General features: G+C 64.3%; 21 protein-coding genes and 5 pseudogenes. 7 read left to right on the plus strand and 19 right to left on the minus strand.

From position 1 onward, the window contains the following. Positions 1–50: 50 nt before the first annotated feature. A complete protein-coding gene (locus OKW41_RS14745) occupies positions 51–362 on the plus strand; it encodes a hypothetical protein (protein ID WP_429572976.1) in 312 nt (103 codons plus the stop codon). Positions 363–368: 6 nt separating this feature from the next. Here OKW41_RS14745 and OKW41_RS14750 read toward each other — a convergent pair whose 3' ends face one another. The 4 genes and pseudogenes from OKW41_RS14750 to OKW41_RS14765 all read right to left on the minus strand — a co-directional run. Then, positions 369–1,262, minus strand: coding sequence for a class I SAM-dependent methyltransferase (locus OKW41_RS14750; RefSeq protein ID WP_429572977.1), 894 nt, complete (start codon positions 1,260–1,262; stop codon positions 369–371). Positions 1,263–1,713: 451 nt separating this feature from the next. Then, positions 1,714–2,385, minus strand: a complete 672-nt coding sequence (locus tag OKW41_RS14755) for a SagB/ThcOx family dehydrogenase (protein ID WP_429572978.1) — start codon at positions 2,383–2,385, stop codon at positions 1,714–1,716. A 155-nt stretch (positions 2,386–2,540) separates the two neighbouring features. After that, positions 2,541–2,740: pseudogene (locus OKW41_RS14760) on the minus strand (MFS transporter); the annotation flags it as partial. Beyond that, positions 2,741–2,884: pseudogene (locus OKW41_RS14765) on the minus strand (nitrate reductase); the annotation flags it as partial. A 181-nt stretch (positions 2,885–3,065) separates the two neighbouring features. Here OKW41_RS14765 and OKW41_RS14770 point away from each other — a divergent pair. From OKW41_RS14770 to OKW41_RS14790, 5 genes are all read left to right on the plus strand, one after another. Then, the gene (locus tag OKW41_RS14770) at positions 3,066–3,899 is read left to right on the plus strand and encodes a class II glutamine amidotransferase (protein ID WP_429443885.1); all 834 of its coding nucleotides are present in this window, start codon (positions 3,066–3,068) and stop codon (positions 3,897–3,899) included. A gap of 201 nt (positions 3,900–4,100) precedes the next feature. Then, positions 4,101–4,235, plus strand: a complete 135-nt coding sequence (locus OKW41_RS14775; RefSeq protein ID WP_429572979.1) for a hypothetical protein — start codon at positions 4,101–4,103, stop codon at positions 4,233–4,235. A 7-nt stretch (positions 4,236–4,242) separates the two neighbouring features. Further along, positions 4,243–5,535 carry an NRAMP family divalent metal transporter gene (locus OKW41_RS14780; protein ID WP_429572980.1) on the plus strand — a complete coding sequence of 431 codons (1,293 nt, stop codon included), beginning with the start codon at positions 4,243–4,245 and terminating at the stop codon, positions 5,533–5,535. 212 nt (positions 5,536–5,747) lie between these two features. Continuing rightward, entirely contained in the window at positions 5,748–7,109 is a 1,362-nt protein-coding gene (locus OKW41_RS14785) for a metallophosphoesterase family protein (RefSeq protein ID WP_429572981.1), read from the plus strand. A 401-nt stretch (positions 7,110–7,510) separates the two neighbouring features. Further along, the gene (locus OKW41_RS14790) at positions 7,511–7,966 is read left to right on the plus strand and encodes a PAS domain-containing protein (RefSeq protein ID WP_429446846.1); all 456 of its coding nucleotides are present in this window, start codon (positions 7,511–7,513) and stop codon (positions 7,964–7,966) included. Here the strand turns inward: OKW41_RS14790 and OKW41_RS14795 are convergent. From OKW41_RS14795 to OKW41_RS14820, 6 genes and pseudogenes are all read right to left on the minus strand, one after another. Further along, a pseudogene (locus OKW41_RS14795) lies at positions 7,918–8,028 on the minus strand (CoA transferase); the annotation flags it as partial. The gene OKW41_RS14790 and the pseudogene OKW41_RS14795 overlap by 49 nt on opposite strands. Further along, a complete protein-coding gene (locus OKW41_RS14800; protein ID WP_429572982.1) occupies positions 8,028–8,489 on the minus strand; it encodes a MaoC family dehydratase in 462 nt (153 codons plus the stop codon). The pseudogene OKW41_RS14795 and the gene OKW41_RS14800, both read right to left, overlap by 1 nt. Before the next feature lie 3 nt (positions 8,490–8,492). Then, positions 8,493–8,633, minus strand: a pseudogene (locus OKW41_RS14805) (VOC family protein); the annotation flags it as partial. Between the two features lie 218 nt (positions 8,634–8,851). Further along, positions 8,852–9,232: pseudogene (locus tag OKW41_RS14810) on the minus strand (ketopantoate reductase family protein); the annotation flags it as partial. A gap of 89 nt (positions 9,233–9,321) precedes the next feature. Continuing rightward, positions 9,322–9,642, minus strand: a complete 321-nt coding sequence (locus OKW41_RS14815; protein ID WP_429572983.1) for a DUF4148 domain-containing protein — start codon at positions 9,640–9,642, stop codon at positions 9,322–9,324. 171 nt (positions 9,643–9,813) lie between these two features. Then, positions 9,814–10,569, minus strand: a complete 756-nt coding sequence (locus tag OKW41_RS14820; protein WP_429572984.1) for a hypothetical protein — start codon at positions 10,567–10,569, stop codon at positions 9,814–9,816. Between the two features lie 322 nt (positions 10,570–10,891). Here OKW41_RS14820 and OKW41_RS14825 point away from each other — a divergent pair, with 322 nt between their 5' ends. Next, positions 10,892–11,302, plus strand: coding sequence for a tannase/feruloyl esterase family alpha/beta hydrolase (locus tag OKW41_RS14825; protein WP_429572985.1), 411 nt, complete (start codon positions 10,892–10,894; stop codon positions 11,300–11,302). 33 nt (positions 11,303–11,335) lie between these two features. Here OKW41_RS14825 and OKW41_RS14830 read toward each other — a convergent pair whose 3' ends face one another. The 9 genes from OKW41_RS14830 to OKW41_RS14870 form a co-directional block, all read right to left on the minus strand. Beyond that, positions 11,336–12,793: a serine/threonine-protein kinase gene (locus tag OKW41_RS14830; protein WP_429572986.1), complete on the minus strand. Its 1,458-nt coding sequence runs from the start codon at positions 12,791–12,793 to the stop codon at positions 11,336–11,338. Between the two features lie 40 nt (positions 12,794–12,833). After that, positions 12,834–13,712: a c-type heme family protein gene (locus OKW41_RS14835; protein WP_429572987.1), complete on the minus strand. Its 879-nt coding sequence runs from the start codon at positions 13,710–13,712 to the stop codon at positions 12,834–12,836. 86 nt (positions 13,713–13,798) lie between these two features. Continuing rightward, complete coding sequence (locus tag OKW41_RS14840) at positions 13,799–14,842, minus strand: hypothetical protein (protein ID WP_429572988.1); 1,044 nt, start codon at positions 14,840–14,842, stop codon at positions 13,799–13,801. A 165-nt stretch (positions 14,843–15,007) separates the two neighbouring features. After that, complete coding sequence (locus tag OKW41_RS14845; protein ID WP_429572989.1) at positions 15,008–15,559, minus strand: hypothetical protein; 552 nt, start codon at positions 15,557–15,559, stop codon at positions 15,008–15,010. 53 nt (positions 15,560–15,612) lie between these two features. After that, complete coding sequence (locus OKW41_RS14850) at positions 15,613–16,539, minus strand: hypothetical protein (RefSeq protein ID WP_429572990.1); 927 nt, start codon at positions 16,537–16,539, stop codon at positions 15,613–15,615. A gap of 21 nt (positions 16,540–16,560) precedes the next feature. Then, entirely contained in the window at positions 16,561–17,166 is a 606-nt protein-coding gene (locus tag OKW41_RS14855; RefSeq protein WP_429572991.1) for an OmpA family protein, read from the minus strand. Positions 17,167–17,326: 160 nt separating this feature from the next. Then, positions 17,327–18,043, minus strand: a complete 717-nt coding sequence (gene tagF / locus OKW41_RS14860; protein WP_429572992.1) for a type VI secretion system-associated protein TagF — start codon at positions 18,041–18,043, stop codon at positions 17,327–17,329. Then, entirely contained in the window at positions 18,040–21,585 is a 3,546-nt protein-coding gene (gene tssM / locus OKW41_RS14865) for a type VI secretion system membrane subunit TssM (RefSeq protein ID WP_429572993.1), read from the minus strand. The genes tagF and tssM overlap by 4 nt, the downstream gene beginning before the upstream one ends. Before the next feature lie 46 nt (positions 21,586–21,631). Beyond that, the gene (locus tag OKW41_RS14870; protein ID WP_429572994.1) at positions 21,632–22,921 is read right to left on the minus strand and encodes a DotU family type VI secretion system protein; all 1,290 of its coding nucleotides are present in this window, start codon (positions 22,919–22,921) and stop codon (positions 21,632–21,634) included. Positions 22,922–22,929 lie beyond the last annotated feature (8 nt).

Raw genomic sequence — 22,929 nt, forward strand, 5'->3', positions numbered from 1 at the left:
GATTCGGCATCCCGCTTGCGGCACCGAGCGGGATACCGATGAGGGTGACAATGGATAGCGTGCAGTGCGAGTACGACGATTGCGTGGTGCTGATCCGCGCACTACGCAACTGGATTGACCGCTACTGGCCCGCCGACTACACGCGGGTCAAGGCCGAGATCAGGCAACTCATCGACATGGTGGAACGGGCCGGACCGCGCGACGCGATGTTTCACGGTCGTCTCGATGCGGCCCGCTCGCTGATCGTGCTCGGGCGACTGTCAGACGCGCTGGACTGTGTCGATACGCTACTGCGGGTCGTGCAACAAACTGAGCGCAGCCCAACGCGTCGGCCGATTACCGCTCGCGGCTGGCGCCCGTAGAACACGCTAAGGCTTGACGAATCTCAGCGTCATGCGATCCGATTCACCGATTGCGGCGTAGCGCGAGCGGTCGACGTCACCGCCCGCGTAGCCCGGTGGCAGCGACCATACGCCTTGCGGATAATCTTTCGTATCTCGCGCGTTCGCGTTGATTTCGCTGCGTTGCGCGAGCACGAAGCCGGCCGCCTGTGCCCGGTCAATCACGAAAGCTTCAGTCACATATCCGGTTTCGATCATCTGCTGTACCGTCGAGCCGGGCCGGGCGCGATGTTCTTCCACGCCAAGTTCGCCCCCGTGCTTCAGCGCGTCATGGAACGCACGCAGATTGGCATCGAGCTGCCCATCCTTGATCCAGTTGTGAATGTTGCGAAAAGTAAGCACGCGATCGAACCGCTCGTGTGCATCGAAGCCGAAAAACTGGCCCGCGTGCAATGTGCCGACCACGACGTTCCCGTAGATTGCGGGGGTGCCCGCGAGCTTACGCAAATACTCTGCATCGATTGACCGGTCTTCCGAGGCCAGGTCCGCGGACGTGCTCAGATATTGCGCTTCGTACAGGTGACCCGCGTCGTGCAGATAGGGCGCCAGAATGTCCGTGTACCACCCGCCGCCCGGCGCGATCTCCAGCACGGTTTGCGTCGGACTCAGATCGAAGAAGCGCAACGTCTGCGCCGGGTGACGATAGACGTCGCGCGCCCGGGCGGTCTGACTGCGTTGTGGATTGGCGACCGCCAGGTCGAGCGCCTTCGCATCGGAAGCTTGCGAAGGTGTGACATGACCGCTCAGCTGTGAGGAGGAAACGCATCCGGCCATGATCGTCGCGATCACCGTCATCGCGAAACGGACAGCACGACGCTTCGAATATTCCACCAGGGTCGAGCGCACGAGAATCGGCTTCATAGGCACCACGCGGAGTTGACATGGCACACACGATACCCGCTCCTTCGAAGTTCGTGTTTGCCGCACTGCTGGCCGGTGCATCGATGTCCGCGCAGGCCGTCGCGCCGGGAAGGACCCAGTCCTCGAGCCCGCGTGTCAGGGAGCGGGCGGTGCCTTGTAGGTGTCTTCTATTGCCGTCAGCTTATCGAACGTGAGGTCCGGGTCCTGTTTGAAAGTATCGAGCACCTTTCGTTCGCGGGTCAGCAATTTGCGGAGCTCGAATAGCACATCGCCTACGCCGATTATTTTGTCCGGCTGGCGGCGGTGGCCCCAGATCGAACGCTTCCGAAAGGAAAACGGGACCCTCGGCCAGTCGCGCCCGCTGCTCGTATTTCTCGTCTTGCCCCAGATATCGCTGGATCGCCTCATGGAGGCCGACGTCGATCGAACTCATATTGCCTCACGCAATGACTTAGACCGGAAAACCTACCGGGATCAGATAGACGACGGTCTGGGCGTGAGGCAGGCCGAGCTTGCGCGCCGCCGGAGCTCCGTCGACGGCGCCCACGGTCACCGCGACGAGCCCAAGCGTGACGACCTGGAGCAGCATGTTCTGGGTCGCGTGCCCGACCTCGAGATCGGCATACAGATTCGCTCTCCCGCCATACCTCGCGGTCAGCCGACTGGGGTCGGCGGCCACCACGAGCAAGGCCGGGGCCGCCTCGACGGACGCCTGGTTGACCGCCAGTGCTCTCATCTCGGGGCGCAGGTCGTGGGTCGCCCGCGTCTCGGCCCGGTGGCCATCAGGCAGATAGTGCATCACCTCCGTGGGGGTCACCACGTAAAGTTCGAGCGCGTACAAAGCGCCGGCCGCCGGAGCCGCGCGCTTGCCGTCCGAGTTGGTGATGCCCTGCCCGGCCCACAGCAGTTGGCCAATGGCCTCGACCGGCAGCGGCTTTGGCGCGAATCTGCGCACGGACCTGCGCTTCTCGATGGCTTCTTCGAGGGACATCGTGCCTTTGAGGTTGGGCTTGGGCAGATCGATCTGACCGGTGAATTTCGCCTGGCTTGCCTGCGCCAGGCCGGTAGAACCCTCGGCGAGCGCGCCTGCGGCCAGCGCAACCAACAGTTCACGGCGTTTCATCGGCACCTCCATCAGCAAAAAAGCAGGCTGGCTGGCAGAGCCTGCAGCCTGCGCGAATCTCAGTGCTGCACGTTTGCCGCCTCGTCTTTTGCGGGGCGGTCCGTCGAGCGGCAACGGCGCAGTCGACCACTCGCGCGGAGCAAACACGAACACGGCTAAGCGACGGAACCCACGACCGGTGTGTGCCGCACTTCCGACAGGCAGATCAGGATCAGCGAAACCCAGACGATCCCGTACAGGAACATAAAACAGGTGGAACGCACCCTGAAAAAATCCAGCAGGATGCCGAAGATGATCGGCCGCAGGAATCCGCCAAGCCCCCTGCAAGCCCGACGATCCCGGTGACGATGCCCATGGAGCGAACTATCTTGTCGTGCTGCCAGCGCTGGCGGTAAGCTTCCTCCCATTGCCGGTCTTCATCTGTGACAGCACCATGACCATCCGAGAACTGGGGACGGGGGGCCTTGAAGTAACGTAACCTGTCCAGAAAGTGGCTCATGCGCGTCCTGCCTCTATCAGATCAGGCCGGTGCAAGCTCAAAGCGATGCCCGGCACGGAAGCACCTAAACGCCATCTGGCATAGTGACAGGTACGGTGTCTGCCTCAATCGGACTTTGGTCCTACAATCGCCGCCCGCGGGTGGTGTAGGGTTGTTACGCGCAACCGACAGGAGAGCAATCATGTGCCGCTGGCTCGCTTATACCGGCAATCCCGTTCAGCTCGAAACCGTGCTGTTCAACGCCCGGCATTCGCTGATCGATCAGAGCATGCATTCCCGGCTCGGCGCCACCACCACCAATGGCGACGGATTCGGGATCGGCTGGTATGGACATCCCACTGACATTCCGTTTCGCTACCGCTGCATCCAGCCCGCGTGGAGCGACCGCAATCTACGCGAGGCCGCGCGGGCAATCCACTCGCCGCTGTTCGTCGCGCACGTGCGCGCGGCGACCGACACGCCGTCGCAGGAAACCAACTGTCATCCGTTCCGCCACGGCCGCTGGCTGTTCGCGCACAACGGCCTGGTGCGCAACTATCCGGCGGTGCGCCGCGACCTGATGGTGAAGATCGACCCCGATCTGTTCCCGTCCATCGAAGGCTCGACCGATTCCGAGGTGCTGTTTTTTCTCGCGCTGACCTTCGGGCTGGAGTTCGCGCCCGTCACCGCGCTCGAACGGATGGTCGGATTCGTCGAAGCCACCGGCCGCCGGCATGGCGTGGATGAACCGCTGAACATGACCGTGTGCGCGACCGACGGCGAGCAGATCATCGCGGCCCGCTATTCGAGCGAAGGACAGTCGCGCTCGCTGTTTCACAGCACGTCGTTCCGTCATCTGCGCGAGTTGTATCCCGACGACGAGCGCATCAAGACGGCCGGCGAGAATGCGTTCCTCGTGTTGTCCGAGCCGCTCGCGGACTTGCCGGGCTTTTGGGAGGAAATTCCCGAGAGCACGGCGGTGGTCGCGCGCGGCGGCGAGATTGGGCAGTATGCGTTCAAGCCGCGACTGGACTGAGCCGCGACTGGACTGAGCCGCGCCTGGACTGAGCCGCGCCAAGCCAATCGTGCTCGAAGACTTGCCTTACGCGATCGACGAGATCCAGTTGCGGACGAAGCCTCTTGCGCACCATGCGTGACGGTGTCCGCCGGGACGGCCCAACGTTCGTTACTCCCGTTTTAGAAACCCGCATTTCCGCTCACTTTCACCGGAGGCGCCTTGCGCATCTTCGCCGGTGCGCTCGTCGAGCGCGTCCATGATGTGCAGCCGATTCCCAATGCCCGCCTCCCGAAGCCGCGCAACGCCGGCACGAATGCCCGGGCCCGCAATTTGCTAAATGTTGCCGCGAGGTGACATATATATGAACGACGAAAAATTGATAGAGCCGGAATCCGCCGTACGCGATTCCGTGGAGCGATCCTGGATCAGACGCCTGGGCCCTGGCCTGATCACGGGCGCCGCGGACGACGATCCGTCAGGAATCGGCACCTATTCGCAGGCCGGCGCGCAGTTCGGATTCAACCTTCTTTGGGTGATCCTGATCACGTATCCATTGATGACCGCAATACAACTGGTTAGCGCGCAGATTGGCCGGGTAACCGGCAAGGGCCTCGCGTCCAACATACGCGCGCATTATCCGGTATGGCTGCTGTACGGCGCGGTCGCCCTGCTCGTCGTGGCAAACGTGATCAACATCGCCGCCGATCTGTCGGCGATGGGCGCCGCGGCCGGATTGCTGCTGCCAGGTCCGCAGCACCTGTATGTCGTCGGCCTCGGGACGCTCTGCGTCGTTCTGCAGATTTTTGTCCCCTACGACAGTTATGCGCGCATTCTGAAGTGGACCGCCCTCTCGCTTCTCGCGTACGTCGCGGTCGCATTCATCGTTCCGATCCCCTGGGGTGAAGTCGCGCGCGCCATTGTGTTGCCGCGCATCTCGCTGACGTCGGACTATCTGACCATGGTCGTCGCGGTGCTGGGCACGACGATCAGTCCGTACCTGTTCTTCTGGCAGGCGTCGCAGGAAGTCGAAGAAATGCGCTCGGCACCGGAACAGGCGCCGTTGCGCCGCGTACCGCACCAGGCGCCCGCGCAGTTGCGAAGGATCCGTTTCGATACGTGGGTTGGCATGGGGGTGTCCAACTTCGTCGCATTCTTCATCATGTTGACGGCGGCGGCCACGCTGCATCTGCATCACATCGACGTGAAAACCTCGGCCGATGCCGCGCGCGCGCTCGAGCCGTTTGCCGGGCGCTTCGCTTACGTCCTGTTTGCGCTCGGCATCATCGGAACCGGCCTGCTCGCGCTGCCGGTCCTCGCCGGTTCGGCCGCCTACGCCGCCGCGGGCAGCTTTCGCTGGCGCAGCAGTCTCGCGTTGCATCTGACACTCGCGCGTGAGTTCTATGCGGTGATCGCACTGGCCATCCTGGGCGGTGTGGCCATCACCTTCATGCATTTCGACCCGATCCGCGCGCTGTACTGGAGCGCGGTGATCAATGGCGTTACCGCGGTGCCGATCATGGTCATCATGATGCTGATGGCGCGAAGCCGGCGGGTCATGGGACAGTTCGCCGTCAAGGGCGTGCTGGCCTGGGGAGGATGGCTCGCAACGCTCGCGATGGCGCTGGCGGCTGTGGGCGTGTTCGTACCGTCATAACAGACGCGTGCCACCGCGAACCCGGCTTTCGCACGGAACAGCGGTGCCCCGCAATTCGGGCCGCACGGGTTGCGCAACGGCAAGAGAATCTGAACTTCCCCGTTTCAGGTTCGTCTGAACCGTGCATCCGGCCAGCGACAGCGCCGTCACATGCTGACGGTTTGCCGACAACAGCGTGGCCGCTCCCGTTCGCCAATCAAGGAGGATTGCAAATGCCGAAAAAGCGTTCAGATGAATCGTCAGCCGCACGCGGCAACCGCAGCGACAGGATTCTAGCCGCGCCCGTTTTCTCGCAGCCACAACCCACGCCGGACCCGCAAACTTTCGTGGTCAGGCACGCATCCGATGCCGCAGCCTACAAGGTCATCGACGAACTGAACCGCGAGCACAAGCTGAAGGCGCTGCCGTTTCCGCCACCGCGCGGCGGCACCGAGCCCCGGCTGACGTTTGCGGAGGTGGTGGACAACAACCAGAAGCTCCTCGATACGATCAGCGCGAACGGACAGATCGTCTTTCACGCCACCGGCGATTGCGGCAGTACGAAAGGTCCGGCCACCCAGAATGAAGTTTCGGACAAGATGGTCAGCGACTTCGACGAAGCCGATCCCGCCGAAGTGCCGCAATTCAACTTCCTGCTGGGCGACATCGTCTACAGCTTTGGCGAAGCGCAGTACTACTACGATCAGTTCTATGAGCCGTACCGCAACTATCATGCGCCGATTCTCGCCGCTGCCGGCAATCACGACGGAATGGTTTCGCCGTTGCAGCATGAGAAGAGCCTGCAGGCGTTTTTGAGGAACTTCTGCTCCGACTGCTTCCAGGTCTCTCCCGATGCGGGCAACCTTTCACGGACGGCGCAAATTCAGCCAGGCGTTTTCTTCACGTTCGAGGCGCCGTTCGTGCGCATCATTGCGTTGTACAGCAATACGCTCGAGGACCCAGGCGTGATCTCGGACCGCCAAATCGGCAACAGCCAGCTGAAGTTCCTGAAAGCGGCGTTATTGCGGGTGAAGAAAGAGAACTATCGAGGCGCCCTGCTTTTCGCGCATCACCATCCGCCCTATGTGGCGCGCGGCCGTCATGGCTGGAGCCTCGAAATGCAACAGCAGATCGATACTGTTTGCAATGAGGTCGGTATCTGGCCGCATGCCGACCTCGCGGGACACGCGCACAACTATCAGCGCTTTACGCGAACCCGTTCCGATGGCACCCACATCCCTTACATCGTTTGCGGGAACGGCGGTCACGCCGTGCAGCGACTCACCACCAACGGACAGCCGCCCCTTCGCGCGCCGCAGCTGATCCAGGCTGCGTCGAAAGACACGGATGCCGTGGTCCTTGAAAGCTACGACGACCGCAACTTCGGCTATTTACGGCTCGTCGCCAACGCGAGGCAACTGCGTATCGAATACCATCCCGCGGTTGACGGACCCAACACGAAGACCCCCGACGATCAGGTGACCATCGATCTGGCCACCCGGCAGGTCGCTCACTACGTGGCTCGCGACTCGGGAATACCCGCTCTTGCGGAGCGCATTCGTCAGTTCGCGCAGGTCAAGCCCCACCAAGGCTGATGGGCGCACAATCCGCCCCCGATCTCATGCGAACCGCGGTTCCCGCGCGTTTCCCCGCATTAAAGATTTGTGACTTCCTACCGTAATAATAGAAGTGAGGCGGCTCGCAGCGTTCGAGCCGCCGCTCAACCCGGTAGTCGGAGAACAGCGTGAGATTCAAGGCGGCTTCGTGCCCTAAAGAAACCAATCCGATTGAGTCCCGGGTCGATAGCGACGCACATGCCAATGGCTGGTCAGCCCGCAACCAGCAGTTTCTTTCCTGTTTCCTGTCGCGGTACGGTCAACGCAGGACCATACCGTTCTCGAGTCTCTGCATTGCCGTCGTTGCCGGCGTTGGCATCGGTGCTCTTGTGCATCAAGCGGCCGGTGAAGCGGCGATTACCCTACGTGTCGCATTGTCGATGGTGTCGGGCGCAGCCGGTCTCGCGATCGTTCGTCGCAAACTCGGCGTGGATTACGCGCGGCAAAGCGCCGCCACCGCACTGGCGAGCGGGCTTCTGCACGCGAATCGCGACTGCCTGAAGGTGCTCGCTACCGACGGAAAAATGCTGCGGGCGTCGGAGCATGGCGCGATGTTGATGGAAGCGGAGTCACCGGAGCAACTGTCCGGCGCGGGGCTCTTGCCGGAAACGGCGCCCGCCAAATCCTTCTCGGCCGCCGTGCGGTCCTCGCCGGTCCAGAATGCGAGCCAGTCGGGGCGTACCAGGTGGTGGAACTCCACGCTCACGCCAGTGACGGGCGACGACGGTGCGGTGAGCGCGCTGCTTTGTGCTTCCGAGGACGTCACCCAGCAATCCGAGCTGCTGAAGACACTGATCACTTCGGCGCCGAGCGCCGCGAGGCAGCGGCCCACATAGGGACCGGCGAGAAAGTGGCTGTAGTCGACGACGCGAATACCTTCGAGGGGACGGGCTTGCATCAGTTCGCTCCCGGACGGCGCGGCACCATCAGGCGACGTTCGCCGCGCTGGACGACCTGGCCGTCCTGATTGATCAGCTCGGACGGCAGCACGACGATGCCCCAATCCGGACGGCTGTTGCTCGCGCGCATATTGCCCACGCGGAACCTGACGTGAAGCACATCGTCGACCTTGATCGGCAGCAGGAAATCCCACGTCCAGCCGAGCGACATGCCGGGCAGGAAGCGATAGTCGCTCTGCGTCTTCAGGCCGTCCGCGATCGACAAGCCGAACAGCCCGTGCGCGACGATCGACCCGAAGTGGCTCGCGTTCGCATATTCCTCGTCCACATGCACGGGCGTGTGATCGCCGGTCAGATCGGCGTAAGCGAGAATGCGTTCTTTCGTGACCGTATAGGTCGGGCTCACGCACGCGTCGCCTTCGTTCGCGTCGTCCCAGTACTTTTCGATGACCGTGCTCATGCTTTACGCCTCCGCGCGTGGATTGATCGCCAGCGCCTGCGCAACGCACGTGGCAGGTTTGGCCTGAATGAGTTCGAGCGCAAGTCCATCCGGCAGACGCAGCCAGTTGCGCCCTTGCGGCATTTCACTGACGCCGAACGCTTGCCGCCAGCGTCCAGGCTTCCTCCGCCTTCGTCATCGAAAGATGGATGCCGGCGGCCTTCGCGGCTGCCATCGCTTCTTCGATCGCCGCCAACGCGGTGGCTTTCAGAACGGGCTCTTCGTACAGTTGCCCATACGTCAGACTGGTGATGCCGGTGATCGCGCCGGTCGCGACATTGATCAGCAACTTGTCCCACATGGTGCCGAGGATGTTGTCGCTGACCTTGGACGTCCTCGTGGCCGAGACCGTTTTGCAGCGACAACACGAGCGTGTCGGGTCCGACGAGGTCGAGCGCGCCGCGCATCGCCGAATCGGTGTGGAAAGACTTGACCAGCACGATGGCGAGGTCCACCGGCCCGACTTCGGCGGGGTTCGTCGTCGCGCGGACTTTCACGCGGCATGACCCGGTGGCATCGTCGACTAACAGGCCGTCGCAGCGCATGGCCTCGACGTGCGCCGCGAAGCGGTCGACCAGCCACGTCTGATGGCCACCTTCAGTCAGCGCGGAGCCGATCGCGCAACCCAACGCGCCGGCCCCCAGGAATGCGATCTTCATAGGTGTCTCCGTGATATGGAGACGAAGATACGATTCCGACGTCATGCTGGCAATGCAATGAACGCAATATGAACATTGCCTATTGCAATGGCGCAGTGCGCCACCGCAGGTGGATCAACGTTCCAGCCTTTCCCTCAATGCGTGCGCAGCGTTTGCCCGCTCTGTCCCGCGTTCATCGCCGCGGCTCTTTCCGTTCGATGCATCGCGGCCACCTTCGCTTCCGCGGCCTGTAGATCGGCAGGATACGAACCATCATCGCCCATCGACGGGTTGTATCCCGCCGCTTCAAGTTCTTCGAGTTCGTGCATGACCTCCGCGCGCGTGACTTGATGAGGCTCGGGCTCCGACACAGTTTGTGCATCCACGCTTGCAGAGCTCGCCATCAACATCACACCAACGATCACGAGGCTCAGTAGCAGGGAAACCGCGTATTGATTCAACGATCCGGATTTCATGATGTACTCCTTTTGACATGGGGATGTATTCGCGCATCTGCATTCACTTCGAACCGTCTTGTCAGATTGTGAGAGTTACGCGATGCACATCCGGTAGACGGAGTTTTCTCGTTGGATATTCCCGGGCTTCGCGTCAAAGAGCACTGTGATAATCCGGATACTTCCAAACGCCTAAATAGAACTCCCACGCAATCTTCGCCGCTCGATCCCGTTGCGCAATTGCCCCGCGACGAACGCGCCGACGATCAGAGCCAGATATAAGGCCACGAGATCGTGACGCCAGGCATTCAGCGTAAGCTGATGCGCGATCAGTTTTGGATCGGGAGCCGCGAGGATCGCCCGCTTCGCTTCGACGGTTCGCATCATCCGCACAAAGCCCACCGCGGACAGCAATGGCAGCACGATGACCGAAGTGAACAGCACAGGCTTCATGCGAAGCGCCCATGGCATGTGACGCAAGCGAAACCATAGTCCGAGGCATCCGTGTATCCATCCGGGCGCGAGCAGCGCAAGCTGCAAACCTTGCGTACCTGTCGTTAGCAACTGGATCACGACGCGCTCGTAGTCCGGTTCGAAACCATACAGCGCGGACGCGAGCCGGGTCGTCACCGCATGACGGATCAGCAGCAGCGGCAGGCTGATTCCTGCCCACAGACGCACCCACTCCACCGCAGGCAACGCCCAGTGACGGCGCGCATAGATGGTTCGCATCGCCAGCGCGAAATGCAGCGCGGCCGCCCCATACAACGCAATCGTTCCAGGCGCACTGCGCCAGAGCCGTAGCGCTAGAACGAGACCACGTCGGGCAAGTTCGAGCGACCAGATTCCGAGTGCGTGATTGAGCAGATGGAGAAAGAGATAGACCAGCAACACCACGCCGGAGCCGAGTTGCATCCGGCGCAACGCGGCTTGTATCCGCAACGTCATGCGAACGTCCCGCCGGTGTCGTGCGCCACGTGTCGGGCAAACGCGGCTTCGATGACGACCTGTTCCGATGCGCGAACCATATCGACGATGTTCATTTGATCACCCATTTGCCGTCAAGTCTTACCTGCAAGACCGCGGGGATGCGGTGGTTATTCCCGATTCGATTTACGTGGCTTCGCAGTGTCGAGCGAGTACGACACTCTGGTGTGCCCGCGATAACGATTCGGCCCGTGTTGCGTGAGTTAGCGACTATGATTGATTGGTTGATTTTGGCCCACCGGAACCACATCGACAGGCCGATGAAAGACTTCTACCAAATCGAATGCAAGTGCGGATATGCGGTGATGCGAACCTGACGCCCTTCATGCGGCACGGCGGCAAGTTGCTGATGGCGCACGGCACCGTCGATCAGACCGTCAGCACGCAGGCAACCGAGATCTACTGTCAGCGCATGCTGGTGACGATGGGCTTTAGCGCGGTCGGCTCGTTCGCGCGCTTCTATGAGATTCCGGGGCTGCAGCACGCGGTCGGCACCGAGTTCAATGCGTCGTGGGACTCGCTGACGACGCTGGAGAACTGGGTCGAGCACGGCACACCGCCGGCGCATCAGGTGGTCACCGATACGGAGGGTGTGCCGGGACGCACGCGGCCGCTATGCCAGTATCCGGCGTGGCCCAGCTATAACGGCGCGGGCGACGTGAACAGCGCGAGCTCGTTTACCTGCGTGCAGTGAAGCCGGTCATGAAGAGGCTGGTCGGTCGCGGCGCTAACTGGATGAATCGACATCGTGCCGGAATCGACGGCGTTGCGCGGGGTCGGTGATGCAGTCCTCGACCCGCTGGACGAACTCGTCGAAATTCGCGGCATGCCGCGCCTCGCGACTGGCGATCATCTTCGCGATCGGGCCCAGATAGACGGCCAGCTTAACGGCGACGGCATCGATGCTGGCCTGATCGATCGCACTGTCTGGCGACGTGCCCGCGGCGCTCGCGGGCGATACAGCCGATACCTTTGCGGCAGCCGTCGCGACGCGTGAGCCCGGCGATGACGAGGTCATCATCGACATATCGGGCAAGCCCGCCGTCAGCCGCGCGAAGGCCTGCTCGAATTCGAGCCGCGCCGTGTCCGGCAACGCCGCCGCCAGCTGCGCGCCGAGCGTCGGCAGGTCGTTCGTCTGGGTGGCCGCGCGTCGCACCAGAAGGCTCGCGAGCGGGCCCATCTGGGTCGCGAGTTGGCGTTCGATGCGCGCGAGCATCTCAGGCGGCCAACTCGGCGGCGCCGAAGGCGCCGGCACAGGTGCGGGGTCGACGCCCGTCGCATGCGCTGGCAAGGAAGCGGACGCGGACCAATACGCGGACGGCGTCACGATGGTCCGGTCATCGTCGGCCGCCGCCGGTGAGACGGCCAACAACCTCAAGCTCGCGAGCCATTCCGCGGCCGAACCGAAGCGGTCGTCCGGCCGTCTCGCGAGTGCTTTCGCGACCATCGCGTCGAGCGCCGGCGGCAACGCGGAGACGATTTCCGATGGCCGGGCCGGCGCATCTTTGAGGATCTTCTGCCTGATCGTGGCCGGCGAGCCGACGAACGGCTGGCGGCCGGTCAGCATCCGGTACAGCACGACGCCGGCCGAGAACAGGTCCGCGCGGGCATCGACCGATTCGCCCTCGAACTGCTCGGGCGACATGTAGCTCGGCGTGCCGATCATCCACCCGGACGAGGTGGCGGATGAGCCGATGCGCGCGACGCCAAAATCGGCGACCTTCAGAAGCCCTGCCGCCGTGACGAGCAGATTCGCGGGCTTGATATCGCGGTGCACGACGCCGGCCTCATGCGCATACGCGAGCGCGGCGAGCAGTTGCGCGAGCCAGTGGAAAGCGTCCGACAGCGGCAACGCGTGGCCCGGCACCAGCAATGTATCGAGGCCATGCCCGGCGACGTACTCCATCACGATATAAGCCGTATCGCCGTCTTCGCCGAAATCGTGGACCGTGACGATGTTCGGATGCGCGAGCCGACCGGCCGCGCGTGCCTCGTTGCGAAAACGCAGCAGCATGTCGCCACTCGTGTCCTCGCCGGCGAGCAGTTCGCGACGCACGGTTTTCAGCGCCACCGGTCTTTCCAGGTGCGGGTCGAACGCGAGATAGACGAGGCCCATGGCGCCCGTCCCCAGCACGCGGTCGATGCGGTACTTGCCAATGCACGTAGGCGTTGCTTCGTTGCTCATTCGGGTTCCGGTCGAGGGGCGCCTGGCCGATCACGCCAGCTTACGCTCCCAGCATCCGCAGCGCTTCGACGAGACTCGTTTTCATGCGATTGAACGAGACCGCGAGCGAGGCGATTTCGTCGCCGCCGCGCGTCGAAAACGATGCGGTGTCGAGCTTGCCGAGGCTGACTTCGTCGGCCGCGCGCGACAATGCCTTGAGCCGCTTCGTCACGAGGAAATGCACCATCAGGTTCAGCGCGATCAGCACGCATCCGAACACCGCGGCGAACGACAGCATGAACGTGCGCCAGACGCTGTGCGCCTGTCCCAGCGGCAGCGACATCGGCACGGACACGACCTGCGCGCCGATCGTTTCATGCAGGGGCCAGTTGAAGCCGTTCGCCGGCCCGTATTTGTCGATCATCGTGCGCGGCGCCGCGCTGGGCGTGCTGTGGCATTCGAGGCACGCGCCCGAGTCGATGCGGGTGGGCCGCGCGATGTACAGGCTGGGGCCCGACGGCGTCGCGCGTTCGCCAATCAGTTCGGGCAATTCGGGGTGGTCATGCAGGCGCCGGATCACATCGGTCTCCCAGTCCGTGGCGCGGTCGCGCGGGTTGGTCGGATCGAGCATCGCGCTCTTGTACGAGAAGCCCGGAAACTTCTTCTGGATCGCGAGCAGGCTCTCGACGGCGGAATACGCGGGAATCGACTGCGGGACGAACGCGTATTTGATCTGCGTGGCAAGCAGCGGCGTCACCTGTTCGGACGTGTAGTTCTGCGCTGCGGTAGCGGCTTCGATCATCAGGCTCGCGTCGCGCACGGTCGTCTGCACCGCGTTTTCCTGCAACACCCGGTCGGCCACGAAACCCGTCGCGGCGAATCCCGCGGCGAACACGACGAGGAAGGCGAGATTGAACTTCAGAGTCAACGACAGGTTCATGGCTGCTCCACGCGAATGGTGTGCAAGGGCGTCAACGCCCGGTGGTGCATGGTACGTCAATGCGCGTCGGCGTCGTCCGGCGTAGGTTAGTGCCGGTATAGCCAGCTGGGGCCGGATTCGGGACGCACCGCCGGCGGCGCTTGCGCGGGCCTTTTGTGTGGCTCGCTCGCTTCGGGACGCACCGCCGGCGGCGCTTGCGCGGGCCTTTTGGTTGGCTCGCTCGCCGGGCGTGGCGGCGGCGGATGCAATATCGGCCGCCATTCCGGCAAAACGTCCAGATGGGCGTCGACCTGCGCGCGGAAGGCCGCTGTCTTCAGGCGCGGCACAAAGCGTTTGACGAAGGTGGCACGCTCGCTGACGCTGCTCGTGAGCCAGTCGGAGACGTCGGCGTAGTCGACGGCGCGAAGTGGCGCGGCAAGTTCGTGCCTGCTCGCGAGCCGTCCCGCCATCCCGACCAGCGCGTCCCGAAAGCCTGGCGGCATCGTGCCGATGAACTCCGCGGATGGCCGGGCTTGCGCGCGCAGGGGCCCGTCGACAAGTCGCTCGAGGTACTGGCCCGCGTGCAGGATTTGCCTGGGCGCCTGGCCAGGGGCGCGAACGACGACGATCGCGTCGTCCCCGGACTCCGCGAAGATTGCGGCGCGCTCGCCGGTGGTCATCGCGACGACCGACCACGGACCATTGCCTGAAGGTTTGATGTCGAGGCCGTGAAGTTCGATCGACAGCGGCGGTTGCGCACCTGCGCTCACGTTGCAGCCGCCCTTGAGCCAGCCGCTCAGCATCGTGATTCGCAGCGGTCCCACCGCGGCGTTTTGCGACGCCGACGGCGTTTTGAGCAGTATTTGCGTTTGCGGCCCGAGCGCGATCAGCGTCCCCGCACCGTCTTCGAGCTGCGCGGATTTGCCGGCGTCGGTTTCGATGATGTCGTCGTCGCGCAGCCTGGCGCCCTCGCCCGTCCGATACAGCGAGGCGCCGCGAATCACCGACACGGGACTCTCGGCGAACGAGACGACGACGTCCGCGTGGACGAGCGGCACCGCCGACGCAAACAGCGCCAGCGCGCCGCCCGCGCGTGCGCGCAGGAAGGCTGACGCCAGCATGACGAGGAAACGGCGAGCGGATGGCATCATCGGGGTCCGTTACGTCGGTGTCTGCGGTACTGTTTATCGTAGACGGTCCGATTCCTCGAGGGGTTCACCGACGAAGGCCGACACACGGCGTATTTCCCCAATCGCGGCGCGCGGCTTTCAAAAAGACGCGCATCGCGTTGTTTTTTGCGGACCGCCGCGCTTGCCTCAATTCCCAAACGTCGCCAGCTTGAACGTGCACGCAGTCGCCCCCGGCATCAGAAGCCCCTGCTCCACGCCAACGGGCACCTGACTATTGCCCGGCCCGTACAGCCAGTAGGTGAAGTAAAGCGCTCCCGCATGGCTGACCGCCAGTCGTTCCAACGTCTGGAACGGCCCCGAATTGATCTTGCCCAGCTGCGGCACGAGGTTGATATCGGTCGAACCGCCGAGCGTGTGCGGAATGGCGTGACCCCGGTGATAGGTCCCGCCGTTGGCGAGCGGATGTCCGCGCATCCGCGTCGCGATTTCCTTGCGCGGCACCGTACTCTTTCCCTGACTGATTCCCCACGCTGCAATGAGGCGCTCGGTCGTCATATCGAACAGATATGAAAACTGGCCCACGGAAGTTTCGAGCAATTCGCACGATGCCACGCGCCGGACATAATCATCAGCCCACAGGTTGACCAGCAGCGGGGCCACCTCGTCGCTAAACGCAGCGGTCGCATGCGCGTGCGACAGGCGCGGCAAAATGCGGTTGAGTTCTGCGTAATCCGTCATGTGTCACCTCGACAGCGTGTGTCGCGCGGTTCGCGCGGCTCGCTTCGTCCTTGCTATCCGCCCGCTCTCGCGACCGCCTCCTGCAAGCGCCGCCGCACCTTGCCGACATCGACGCCGCCAGGTCCCGGCGTGTCGCTGATCGGCATATAGCGCGCAGGCGTATGCAGCAAATAGGCCTGCATCTCATCGATCACGATCCGGTCGCTCGGGTCGTAGCCGAGATTCTCCAGTTGCCGGGTCAACTCCGCGCGTTCCTCGAAGCTCAATACCTGCCACCAGAAAGCGCGGCACGCGTGTGCGTAGGCACCGTCCGAGAAGTACCGCCAATGGCCTAATTCGTGACTGAGGATCGCGGCCCTGACCGTGGCGTCGATCGTCTCGCCGCCTGGCGCGCGACCCAGCCCGGGAATGGTAATCAAAAAATCGTGTGCGTTCGCCGCTTTCCAGATTCCCTGCTCCTCGCGAATCAAACGCCATCGCAGGAGAATCGTCTGCAACGTGCGCTCGCCCTGGTTCAGCACCACGCCCTGCTCGCGCGCGAGTTCGAAAAAATGCGCCAACTCCTCCGCGCTGAAGTTGTTGCCCGCCGTCAGCCCGGCGGGGTCGGTGCCAAAGCGCCGCGCGTGAGCCGCGATGGCCGCCGCCGACACCACGCGGTCGCGCGGCATATCGCGGCGTTCGAGCAATGCCACCACGCGCGTGAACATCGCGCCCTGTTGCTCGAGGCTGGCCGCCTGCATCACATGGAGTCCGGGTTGGTCCGTCACGGTGAACAGTTGCAGGCGCGCGTCGGGAGCCAACGCGGCGGCGAGCCGGGCAAGCGGCAAGCGCACCGCTCCGGTGTCGTCGTCGACGGCCGCGGGTCTGTCGGCGGCGTTGTTCGAGTCCTGCGGACCCGCGGCGACCGCGATCGTGGTGACGCACGCGAACAGCAGCGCCACACCTGTCGCCACGTCGCAATACACGCGATAACGTGTCATCGGTGGCAACCTCGAAAGCGCCTAATCCGTGACCGTGACGATCGTCACCCGACGATTCTCGGGCGCCGTCGGATTGCGCTTGTTCAACGGATCGGAAGAACCTTTGCCGAGCGACGATAGCCGCTCCGCCGAGATACCGTCTTTCCGCGTCAGATATTCGACCACCGCGGCCGCACGGTCTTCGGAGAGCTTCATGTTGGCATCGGGAGACCCGCGAGGATCGGCGTGCCCTTCGACGCGAAACCGGTACGCCGCGAGTTTCTCCGACTGCAATGCACCGGCGACCTTGTCGAGCGCGGCCTTCGCGCTGTCGGTGAGCATGGCCGAATTGGTGGCGAACGTGATCAGGATTTGCGCGGCGGGTTTTCTCGCGGGCGCGGGGCGCGGCGCGGCGGACGGCGGCTTGTTCGACAGCACGAAGCCGCGCGTCACGACGTTCTCGCCCGACTCGCTCGACTCGTCGGGCTCGAGCGCGCGCGTCACCGACTGCTCGTTGATGTCCTGCTCGTTCAGGACCGGTTCGGCTGCGCGCAAGGCCGTGCACAGCAATGCGAGCAAGCACAGCGTGGCGGACAGAACGCCGCCCGGAATGCGTCGTGCGGAAGACGGATGCGTCAGGCGTGACATACGGCGATCTCCGCAGAATGGAGTTGCGGTGAGGCCGCCAGCGCCCCTTTACGGACCGTCGGCGAACACCGGCGGGAACCGGCGTATGACAGCCTCATCCTTTAAAGACGAATCATGGGAAGTCAATTTGAAACGCTTACCCTTACCCGCGGCGGCGACGTCAGTGATGCCGTTGCTGTGCGCCCGGGTTCGAAATCACGTCGATCACCGAATCCCACTCTTGCGTGCCGACGTCGAGCAGACTCGCGAACTGCAAGCCGGTCGTCGTGCCCGCGGAAACTCTCGCCGAAGCCGGCACGGCGGGTGAACCGTCGCTCCACCAGACCGCGTGTCCCATGGCGACGGTCTGTTCGAGCAAGGCGGCGAATCCGCCGTCGGCTGCATCAGAAATGGCGAGCCGCCACGGCATCGATGCGCGATCCCCATTGAACAGGCTCTCGGCTCGCAACGCCGCGTCGAAAGCATCGAGGGCAAATTCCTGCGTCAGTGTCGACAATGCGAGCGCCACCAAGCGGTCATACCATCCTTGCGCATCGGCTAGTCGCCGTGCGAGTTCGGCGCCGTCGATCGCCTCAGCGATCGTGAACGGAAAATAGCGCCCCACACGGTCCACGCCCGGCGTCAGAACGCCCGCCCACGCGCTCGGGCCATACAGACCCGCGCCCAGCGCGAAACACCACACCGGGGCATTCAGATACAGTTCCAGCCACTGCGCGCCAAAGCGCTGCCGCGAGAGCAACATGCCTTCCTGCAAGCGCTCATCCCAACGCGTGACGAACTCGACTGGCAAGCGCCGTCCCACGAAGTCGCCATGCGTGCGCACCTTGCCGAAGAAGCCGGGCCCGGATGTCGGCTCCTGCGCAAGCTCGCCGCTCATAGCCGATCCGGACAGCGAAACTGCTCGAGCATGGCACGGCGAAACGGATTCACGATGCTGCTGGCTGCCAGTTCGAACTCCGCGCGCCGGCCATCCGAGTCGAAGCTCAGGCGAAAGCGGTCGGGTTGCGCGGTGGGTTGCAGACGCGCATCGTCCATCAGATGCAGCAGTGCCCACGGTCCGTCGGCGCGCGCCGCCGGTGTGCTGCCCGCCGGCGTGAACTCGACGTGCGCCTGGCCGGTGCCCTTGCCGCTCGGCCACTGGAACACCATCGATTGCGGCGTGTCGGGTTTGACGACCATTTGCTGCCCATCGATGTCGAGCGTGAACTGGGTAATCGATGGATCGATGGTGAGCGGCTTCACCGTGAAGCGCACCGACACGTCTCGGCCGCCGGCCCGGAAGAACGCGTCGCGGATCTGCGCGGCGCGCTGGAACTGGCCGAGCACGTCGACCGGGATGCCGAGCGTATCGACGCCGCTGCGCCATTTCCACTGCGGTCCCGACATGTCGACCATCGTTGCCAGATTCTTCTGGAAGAAATCGTCGATCAGGCCGCCTGGGCTCAACAGCCTGCCGAAATCGTCGGGCGCGACGTCGCGCGTCGAGCCGCGCACGAGAGGATAGCGACCGTCGAGCGCCTGCCGGCACAGCTGCGCCACGTTCGCCTGCCACAACGCGTTCAGGCGCGCCCGCTCGCCGCCCACCATCAGCGACCCCGCCCCGCTCGCGACGCTGGTGGCCACCGTCGCAAGCGGCGGCGGCGATCCCTGGGCCACCAGCTTGAGCTTGTTCAACGCATCGCCGGGTGGTGGCGGCAAGCCCTGACGGCGCGCCGAGTCCGCGGCCTCCAGATAGGTCGCGGCGTCCTTCAGCGCGGCGAGTTGCGCGTCCAGCGGAGCCGGGCCCGGTGCGCCGGGTTTGCCGGCCAGTTCATGCAGCGCCTGGAAATGCGCGTCGACCGGATTGAGTTCGGCCGGCGCGGGCGGTGCCGCGTCTTCCGGCTGGTTGCCGAGTGCGCTCTCGAGGCGTTTTTTGGCCGCATCGAGCTTGTTGGTCAACGCGGCAACGCCCTGCTCCGTCAGCGAACCGCCTGTTTTGGTGCCGCCCAGCGTGGTTTCCTGCGCCGCGGCCAGCATCAGCGAGCGCAGCGGCGAGTCGGGCGCCGCGAGCACATTTGCCACGCGTGCCCCCTGCTGCACGCCGTCGAACGGCACCACGTCGATATCGTTGAGCAACGCGTCCCACTGGCGGATGTACTCGTCGTAGTAAAGCCGGGTGATGCCCGCCTTCAGATCCTCGATACCGTTCGGCGTCAATACCGATTCCTGACGGCCGAGCACCCAATCGTCCTTCGCGATATCGATCACCGCCGCGTCGCGCAACTGGCCGAACTTCTGATAGCCGGCCCGCGTGTACGCGCCTGAAACACCGCGCGTCAACGGCGCGCCGCTCTTGCGCACGAGCACTAGCGCGGCATTGCGCCCGGCCGCGTTGGCGACGCTGAACTCCGGCAGTCTGCTCTGTTCGAGATCGCGTTTGACGCGGTTGAACAGACGCTGCGTCAGCGGCATTTTGGCGAGCGTCGCGCGCGCCTGCGCGATCAGATCCTTGTCGAGCGGCAGCGACGCATCGAAGCGCGCCGGCTGGAACAGCGCGGCGAGATGGCCGTCGAGATCGTTGCGCTGATCGTCGCTGGCATCGCGCAACGGCCCGCGGCGCCAATCGACATCGGCCCACAAGCGCACCGAGTCGGCGTCGAAGTGCAGCGAATCGCCCAGCATCAGATATGCGCGCAAGACCTCATACTGGAAGTCGGGATTGTTCGCGTCACCGCGGCGCAATTCTTCTTCCATGCGGCTCACGACCAGAGGCAAGAGAGTCTGCCGCAACAGCCGCCGATAACTGGTCTGCGCTTCGAGGCCGAGCTTATCGCCCTGATAAAGGCCGAGGCGCGACAGCCACGGCGCGCTCCTGTCGCGGTCCGCGTAACCGCCGGGAAGGTCGCGCGCGGCATTGAGCAGCGGCAGCAGCGCGAGCGGATTGTCGCCCGGCTGGGTGGTCTGCGCGAGCTTCTGCAACTCGGCAACGTGCTGTCGAACATCGGCGACGTAAGCGCGATTGCGTTGATAGCTGACGAAGAACAGAACCAGCGCCAGCACCGTGACGATGCCGATCGCCGCCAGCGCGGCGCGCTGAAACCAGGCGCGACGCCGCTCCAGCTTCTGGTTCACGCCCGCGAGTCCGGCTTCCTCGAAGATCACGCCGCGCAGCAGCCGCGTGATGAAGTACGCGCGCCCGCTCGCCGGATCGGGCAACACGACCTGTTGCTGGAAGCCGAGCGCCGAGGCGACCGCGCTCATCACGCGATCGATCGGCCGGCCTTCCTGGGTGCCGCTCGTGAAATACACGCCGCGCAGCAACGCGGACTCCTCGAAGCGCGAGGTACTGAAGGTTTCGTCGAGAAAGCTTTTCAGTACGGCTTGCAGACCCGCGAACTGCTCCGGAAATCCATAGACGAGCGCACGCCGGCGCACATCGGTCTCGCGCTGCATACGGTTCAGCACGCGGGCTTGCAACTGCTTTTCCAGCGCGTCGAATTCGGCGGGAAATGCGGCCAGTGCGTCGTCTGGTGAGCCTCGCTCGGTGAACGGGAACGTCATGCCCCAGACCTGTTCGCGCTCGTCGCGGCCGAGGTCGTCGAAGAATTCCGCGAAACCCGCGAGCAGATCGCATTTGGTCACGATCACGTAGACCGGAAAACGCATGCCGAGCTTGCCGTACAGTTCCCTGAGACGCTCGCGCACGGCTTGCGCCTGCTGCGCGCGTTGCGTGTCGGACAGTTGCAGCAGGTCGCGCGTCGACAAGGCCACGATGACGCCATTCAGCGGCCGGCGTGGCCGATACTTGCGCAGCAGTTGCAGGAAGCCGGCCCACGCGGCCTGGTCGGCTTCGGCGAAACTATCCTGGGTGGTGAAGCGGCCCGCGGTATCGAGCAGCACCGCATCGTCGGTGAACCACCAGTCGCAATTGCGCGTGCCGCCCACGCCGCCGATCGACTGCTTGCCGAGCCGCTCGGCGAGCGGAAACTTCAGCCCGGAGTTCAACAGCGCGGTGGTTTTGCCCGTGCCGGGCGCGCCGACGAACATGTACCACGGCAACTGGTACACGTACTGACTACCGAAGCGCCCCTTGACCCGCGCCTTGCGCAAGGTCGCCATGGCGGCTTCGAAACGCTGCTTCAACGCCGCGATGTCGGCCTCGGATTCTTTCTTGCCGGGCGCGGGCTCGGCCGGTCCCTCTGCCACCACGCGAGTGAACTGGATGTTGGCGAGACGCACCGCGATCCAGCGCACGCTCCAGTACACCGCCCACACCAGCAGCAACACGATGATCACGGCCCAGCGGCTACTGTTGCTTTCGAGCGGCTCATGACCCGCGTACGCGACGAGCGGCCCCTCGACCCACACGATCAGCGACAGCGCGAGCACGCCGAGCAACGACAGCACGATGGCTCGTCTGAGCCAGCCAAAGATTTTCATACCCGGCTCCCCTGTGCCACCCGCGACGGACTCATCCCGAAGGCCTTCACGACGCCGCTCCCGGCGCCAGCACCGTGATATCGACGCGGCGGTTGCGCGCGCGATTCGCGGCGGTGTCGTTCGGTGCGATCGGCTCGGCGTCGCCGCGCCCTTCGGCGCTGAAGCGGGCGGGGTTGCCGGCCCGCGACGCGAGCATGTCGCGCACCGCTTCGGCGCGCGCCTGCGACAGATGCCAGTTCGACGGGAAGCGCGCGGACAAGACTCGCTGGCTGTCCGTGTGACCCGCGACCACCACGTTGCCCGGCACTTCCTTCAACGCGTCGCCGATACGCTGGATGAGCGGGACGAAGCCCGCGGCCAGATCGGCGCTGCCCGAGCCGAACAGGCCGTCGCCATTGATCGTGACGACGGTCCGGTCGGGCAACTCCGAGACACGCACGAGGCCTTGGGCAATTTCATGCGCGAGGAACTGCGATAGCTTCGGCGCAGGTTTGGGCGCCGCCGCCAGCTTCGACGCAAGCACGGGAGCCGGCGCGACGCGGATGCCGTGCAGCGCTTCGAACACGCGGTCGGACATGTCGTTGAGCCTGAAGCTCAACACCAGATTGACGATCACCAGCACGAGGCAGGCGATTGCTGCCGCCACCCACAACGGCACGAGTTGCAGCAACGGCTTGCGTTCGACCTTGACCGGCAGCCAGTGCGGCGACAGATCGCGTTCGGCCGCGCCGCGCTGGCCGCGAATCATCTGTTCGAGGCGTTCGCGGATCGTGTCGAGCTGCGTGCGGCCACCGTCGATCAGACGGTAACGTCCTTCGAAACCGAGGCCGAGAATCACGTAGATCAATTCGAGCACGTCGATATTGGCCGCGGGGTTCTGCGCGAGACGCTGCAGGATCAGGAAAAAGCGCTCGCCACCCGAGGCCTCGTTGTGGAACGTCACCAGCAAGCTGCGGCTGCCCCACAAGCCCGCCCCCCATGGCGTGCTGGCGATCGCTTCGTCGAGGAACGTGCACAGGCAATAGCGCGAGGCACCGAGCTTCTCGTCGTCGATGCCGTTGGCGCGGCCTTGCGTCTCGAAGTTGCGCACCATTTGCATCAGCTGGTTGCGCAGGTCGTCCACATTCGGATGAGTCGGCAACTGCCGCAACGGCACCGCCAGTTCGATCAGCGGGTTGGCCGCGCGCAACAGCGGATTCAGACCGCCGCCGGCGGGCAGCATCGGCGCGGGCGTTGCCGCGGCCGCCATGAACGCCGCCCGCGCGCCGCCCGGTGTCGGAATCAGAATCGTCGCGCCGGGATCGTCGGCGGGGCCACGCGGTTCGTCTGGACTCACGATGAACT

It is taken from the genome of Paraburkholderia sp. UCT70 (assembly GCF_050434085.1).
In the GTDB taxonomy this organism is placed as follows: domain Bacteria; phylum Pseudomonadota; class Gammaproteobacteria; order Burkholderiales; family Burkholderiaceae; genus Paraburkholderia; species Paraburkholderia tuberum.

Excerpts from the sequence above, each read along its gene's own strand:
- OKW41_RS14745 (WP_429572976.1), top strand. The coding sequence starts at position 51 with ATGGATAGCGTGCAGTGCGAGTACGACGATTGCGTGGTGCTGATCCGC.
- OKW41_RS14750 (WP_429572977.1), bottom strand. The coding sequence starts at position 1,262 with ATGAAGCCGATTCTCGTGCGCTCGACCCTGGTGGAATATTCGAAGCGT.
- OKW41_RS14755 (WP_429572978.1), bottom strand. The coding sequence starts at position 2,385 with ATGAAACGCCGTGAACTGTTGGTTGCGCTGGCCGCAGGCGCGCTCGCC.
- OKW41_RS14770 (WP_429443885.1), top strand. The coding sequence starts at position 3,066 with ATGTGCCGCTGGCTCGCTTATACCGGCAATCCCGTTCAGCTCGAAACC.
- OKW41_RS14780 (WP_429572980.1), top strand. The coding sequence starts at position 4,243 with ATGAACGACGAAAAATTGATAGAGCCGGAATCCGCCGTACGCGATTCC.
- OKW41_RS14785 (WP_429572981.1), top strand. The coding sequence starts at position 5,748 with ATGCCGAAAAAGCGTTCAGATGAATCGTCAGCCGCACGCGGCAACCGC.
- OKW41_RS14790 (WP_429446846.1), top strand. The coding sequence starts at position 7,511 with ATGGTGTCGGGCGCAGCCGGTCTCGCGATCGTTCGTCGCAAACTCGGC.
- OKW41_RS14800 (WP_429572982.1), bottom strand. The coding sequence starts at position 8,489 with ATGAGCACGGTCATCGAAAAGTACTGGGACGACGCGAACGAAGGCGAC.
- OKW41_RS14815 (WP_429572983.1), bottom strand. The coding sequence starts at position 9,642 with ATGAAATCCGGATCGTTGAATCAATACGCGGTTTCCCTGCTACTGAGC.
- OKW41_RS14820 (WP_429572984.1), bottom strand. The coding sequence starts at position 10,569 with ATGACGTTGCGGATACAAGCCGCGTTGCGCCGGATGCAACTCGGCTCC.
- OKW41_RS14825 (WP_429572985.1), top strand. The coding sequence starts at position 10,892 with ATGCAAGTGCGGATATGCGGTGATGCGAACCTGACGCCCTTCATGCGG.
- OKW41_RS14830 (WP_429572986.1), bottom strand. The coding sequence starts at position 12,793 with ATGAGCAACGAAGCAACGCCTACGTGCATTGGCAAGTACCGCATCGAC.
- OKW41_RS14835 (WP_429572987.1), bottom strand. The coding sequence starts at position 13,712 with ATGAACCTGTCGTTGACTCTGAAGTTCAATCTCGCCTTCCTCGTCGTG.
- OKW41_RS14840 (WP_429572988.1), bottom strand. The coding sequence starts at position 14,842 with ATGATGCCATCCGCTCGCCGTTTCCTCGTCATGCTGGCGTCAGCCTTC.
- OKW41_RS14845 (WP_429572989.1), bottom strand. The coding sequence starts at position 15,559 with ATGACGGATTACGCAGAACTCAACCGCATTTTGCCGCGCCTGTCGCAC.
- OKW41_RS14850 (WP_429572990.1), bottom strand. The coding sequence starts at position 16,539 with ATGACACGTTATCGCGTGTATTGCGACGTGGCGACAGGTGTGGCGCTG.
- OKW41_RS14855 (WP_429572991.1), bottom strand. The coding sequence starts at position 17,166 with ATGTCACGCCTGACGCATCCGTCTTCCGCACGACGCATTCCGGGCGGC.
- tagF (WP_429572992.1), bottom strand. The coding sequence starts at position 18,043 with ATGAGCGGCGAGCTTGCGCAGGAGCCGACATCCGGGCCCGGCTTCTTC.
- tssM (WP_429572993.1), bottom strand. The coding sequence starts at position 21,585 with ATGAAAATCTTTGGCTGGCTCAGACGAGCCATCGTGCTGTCGTTGCTC.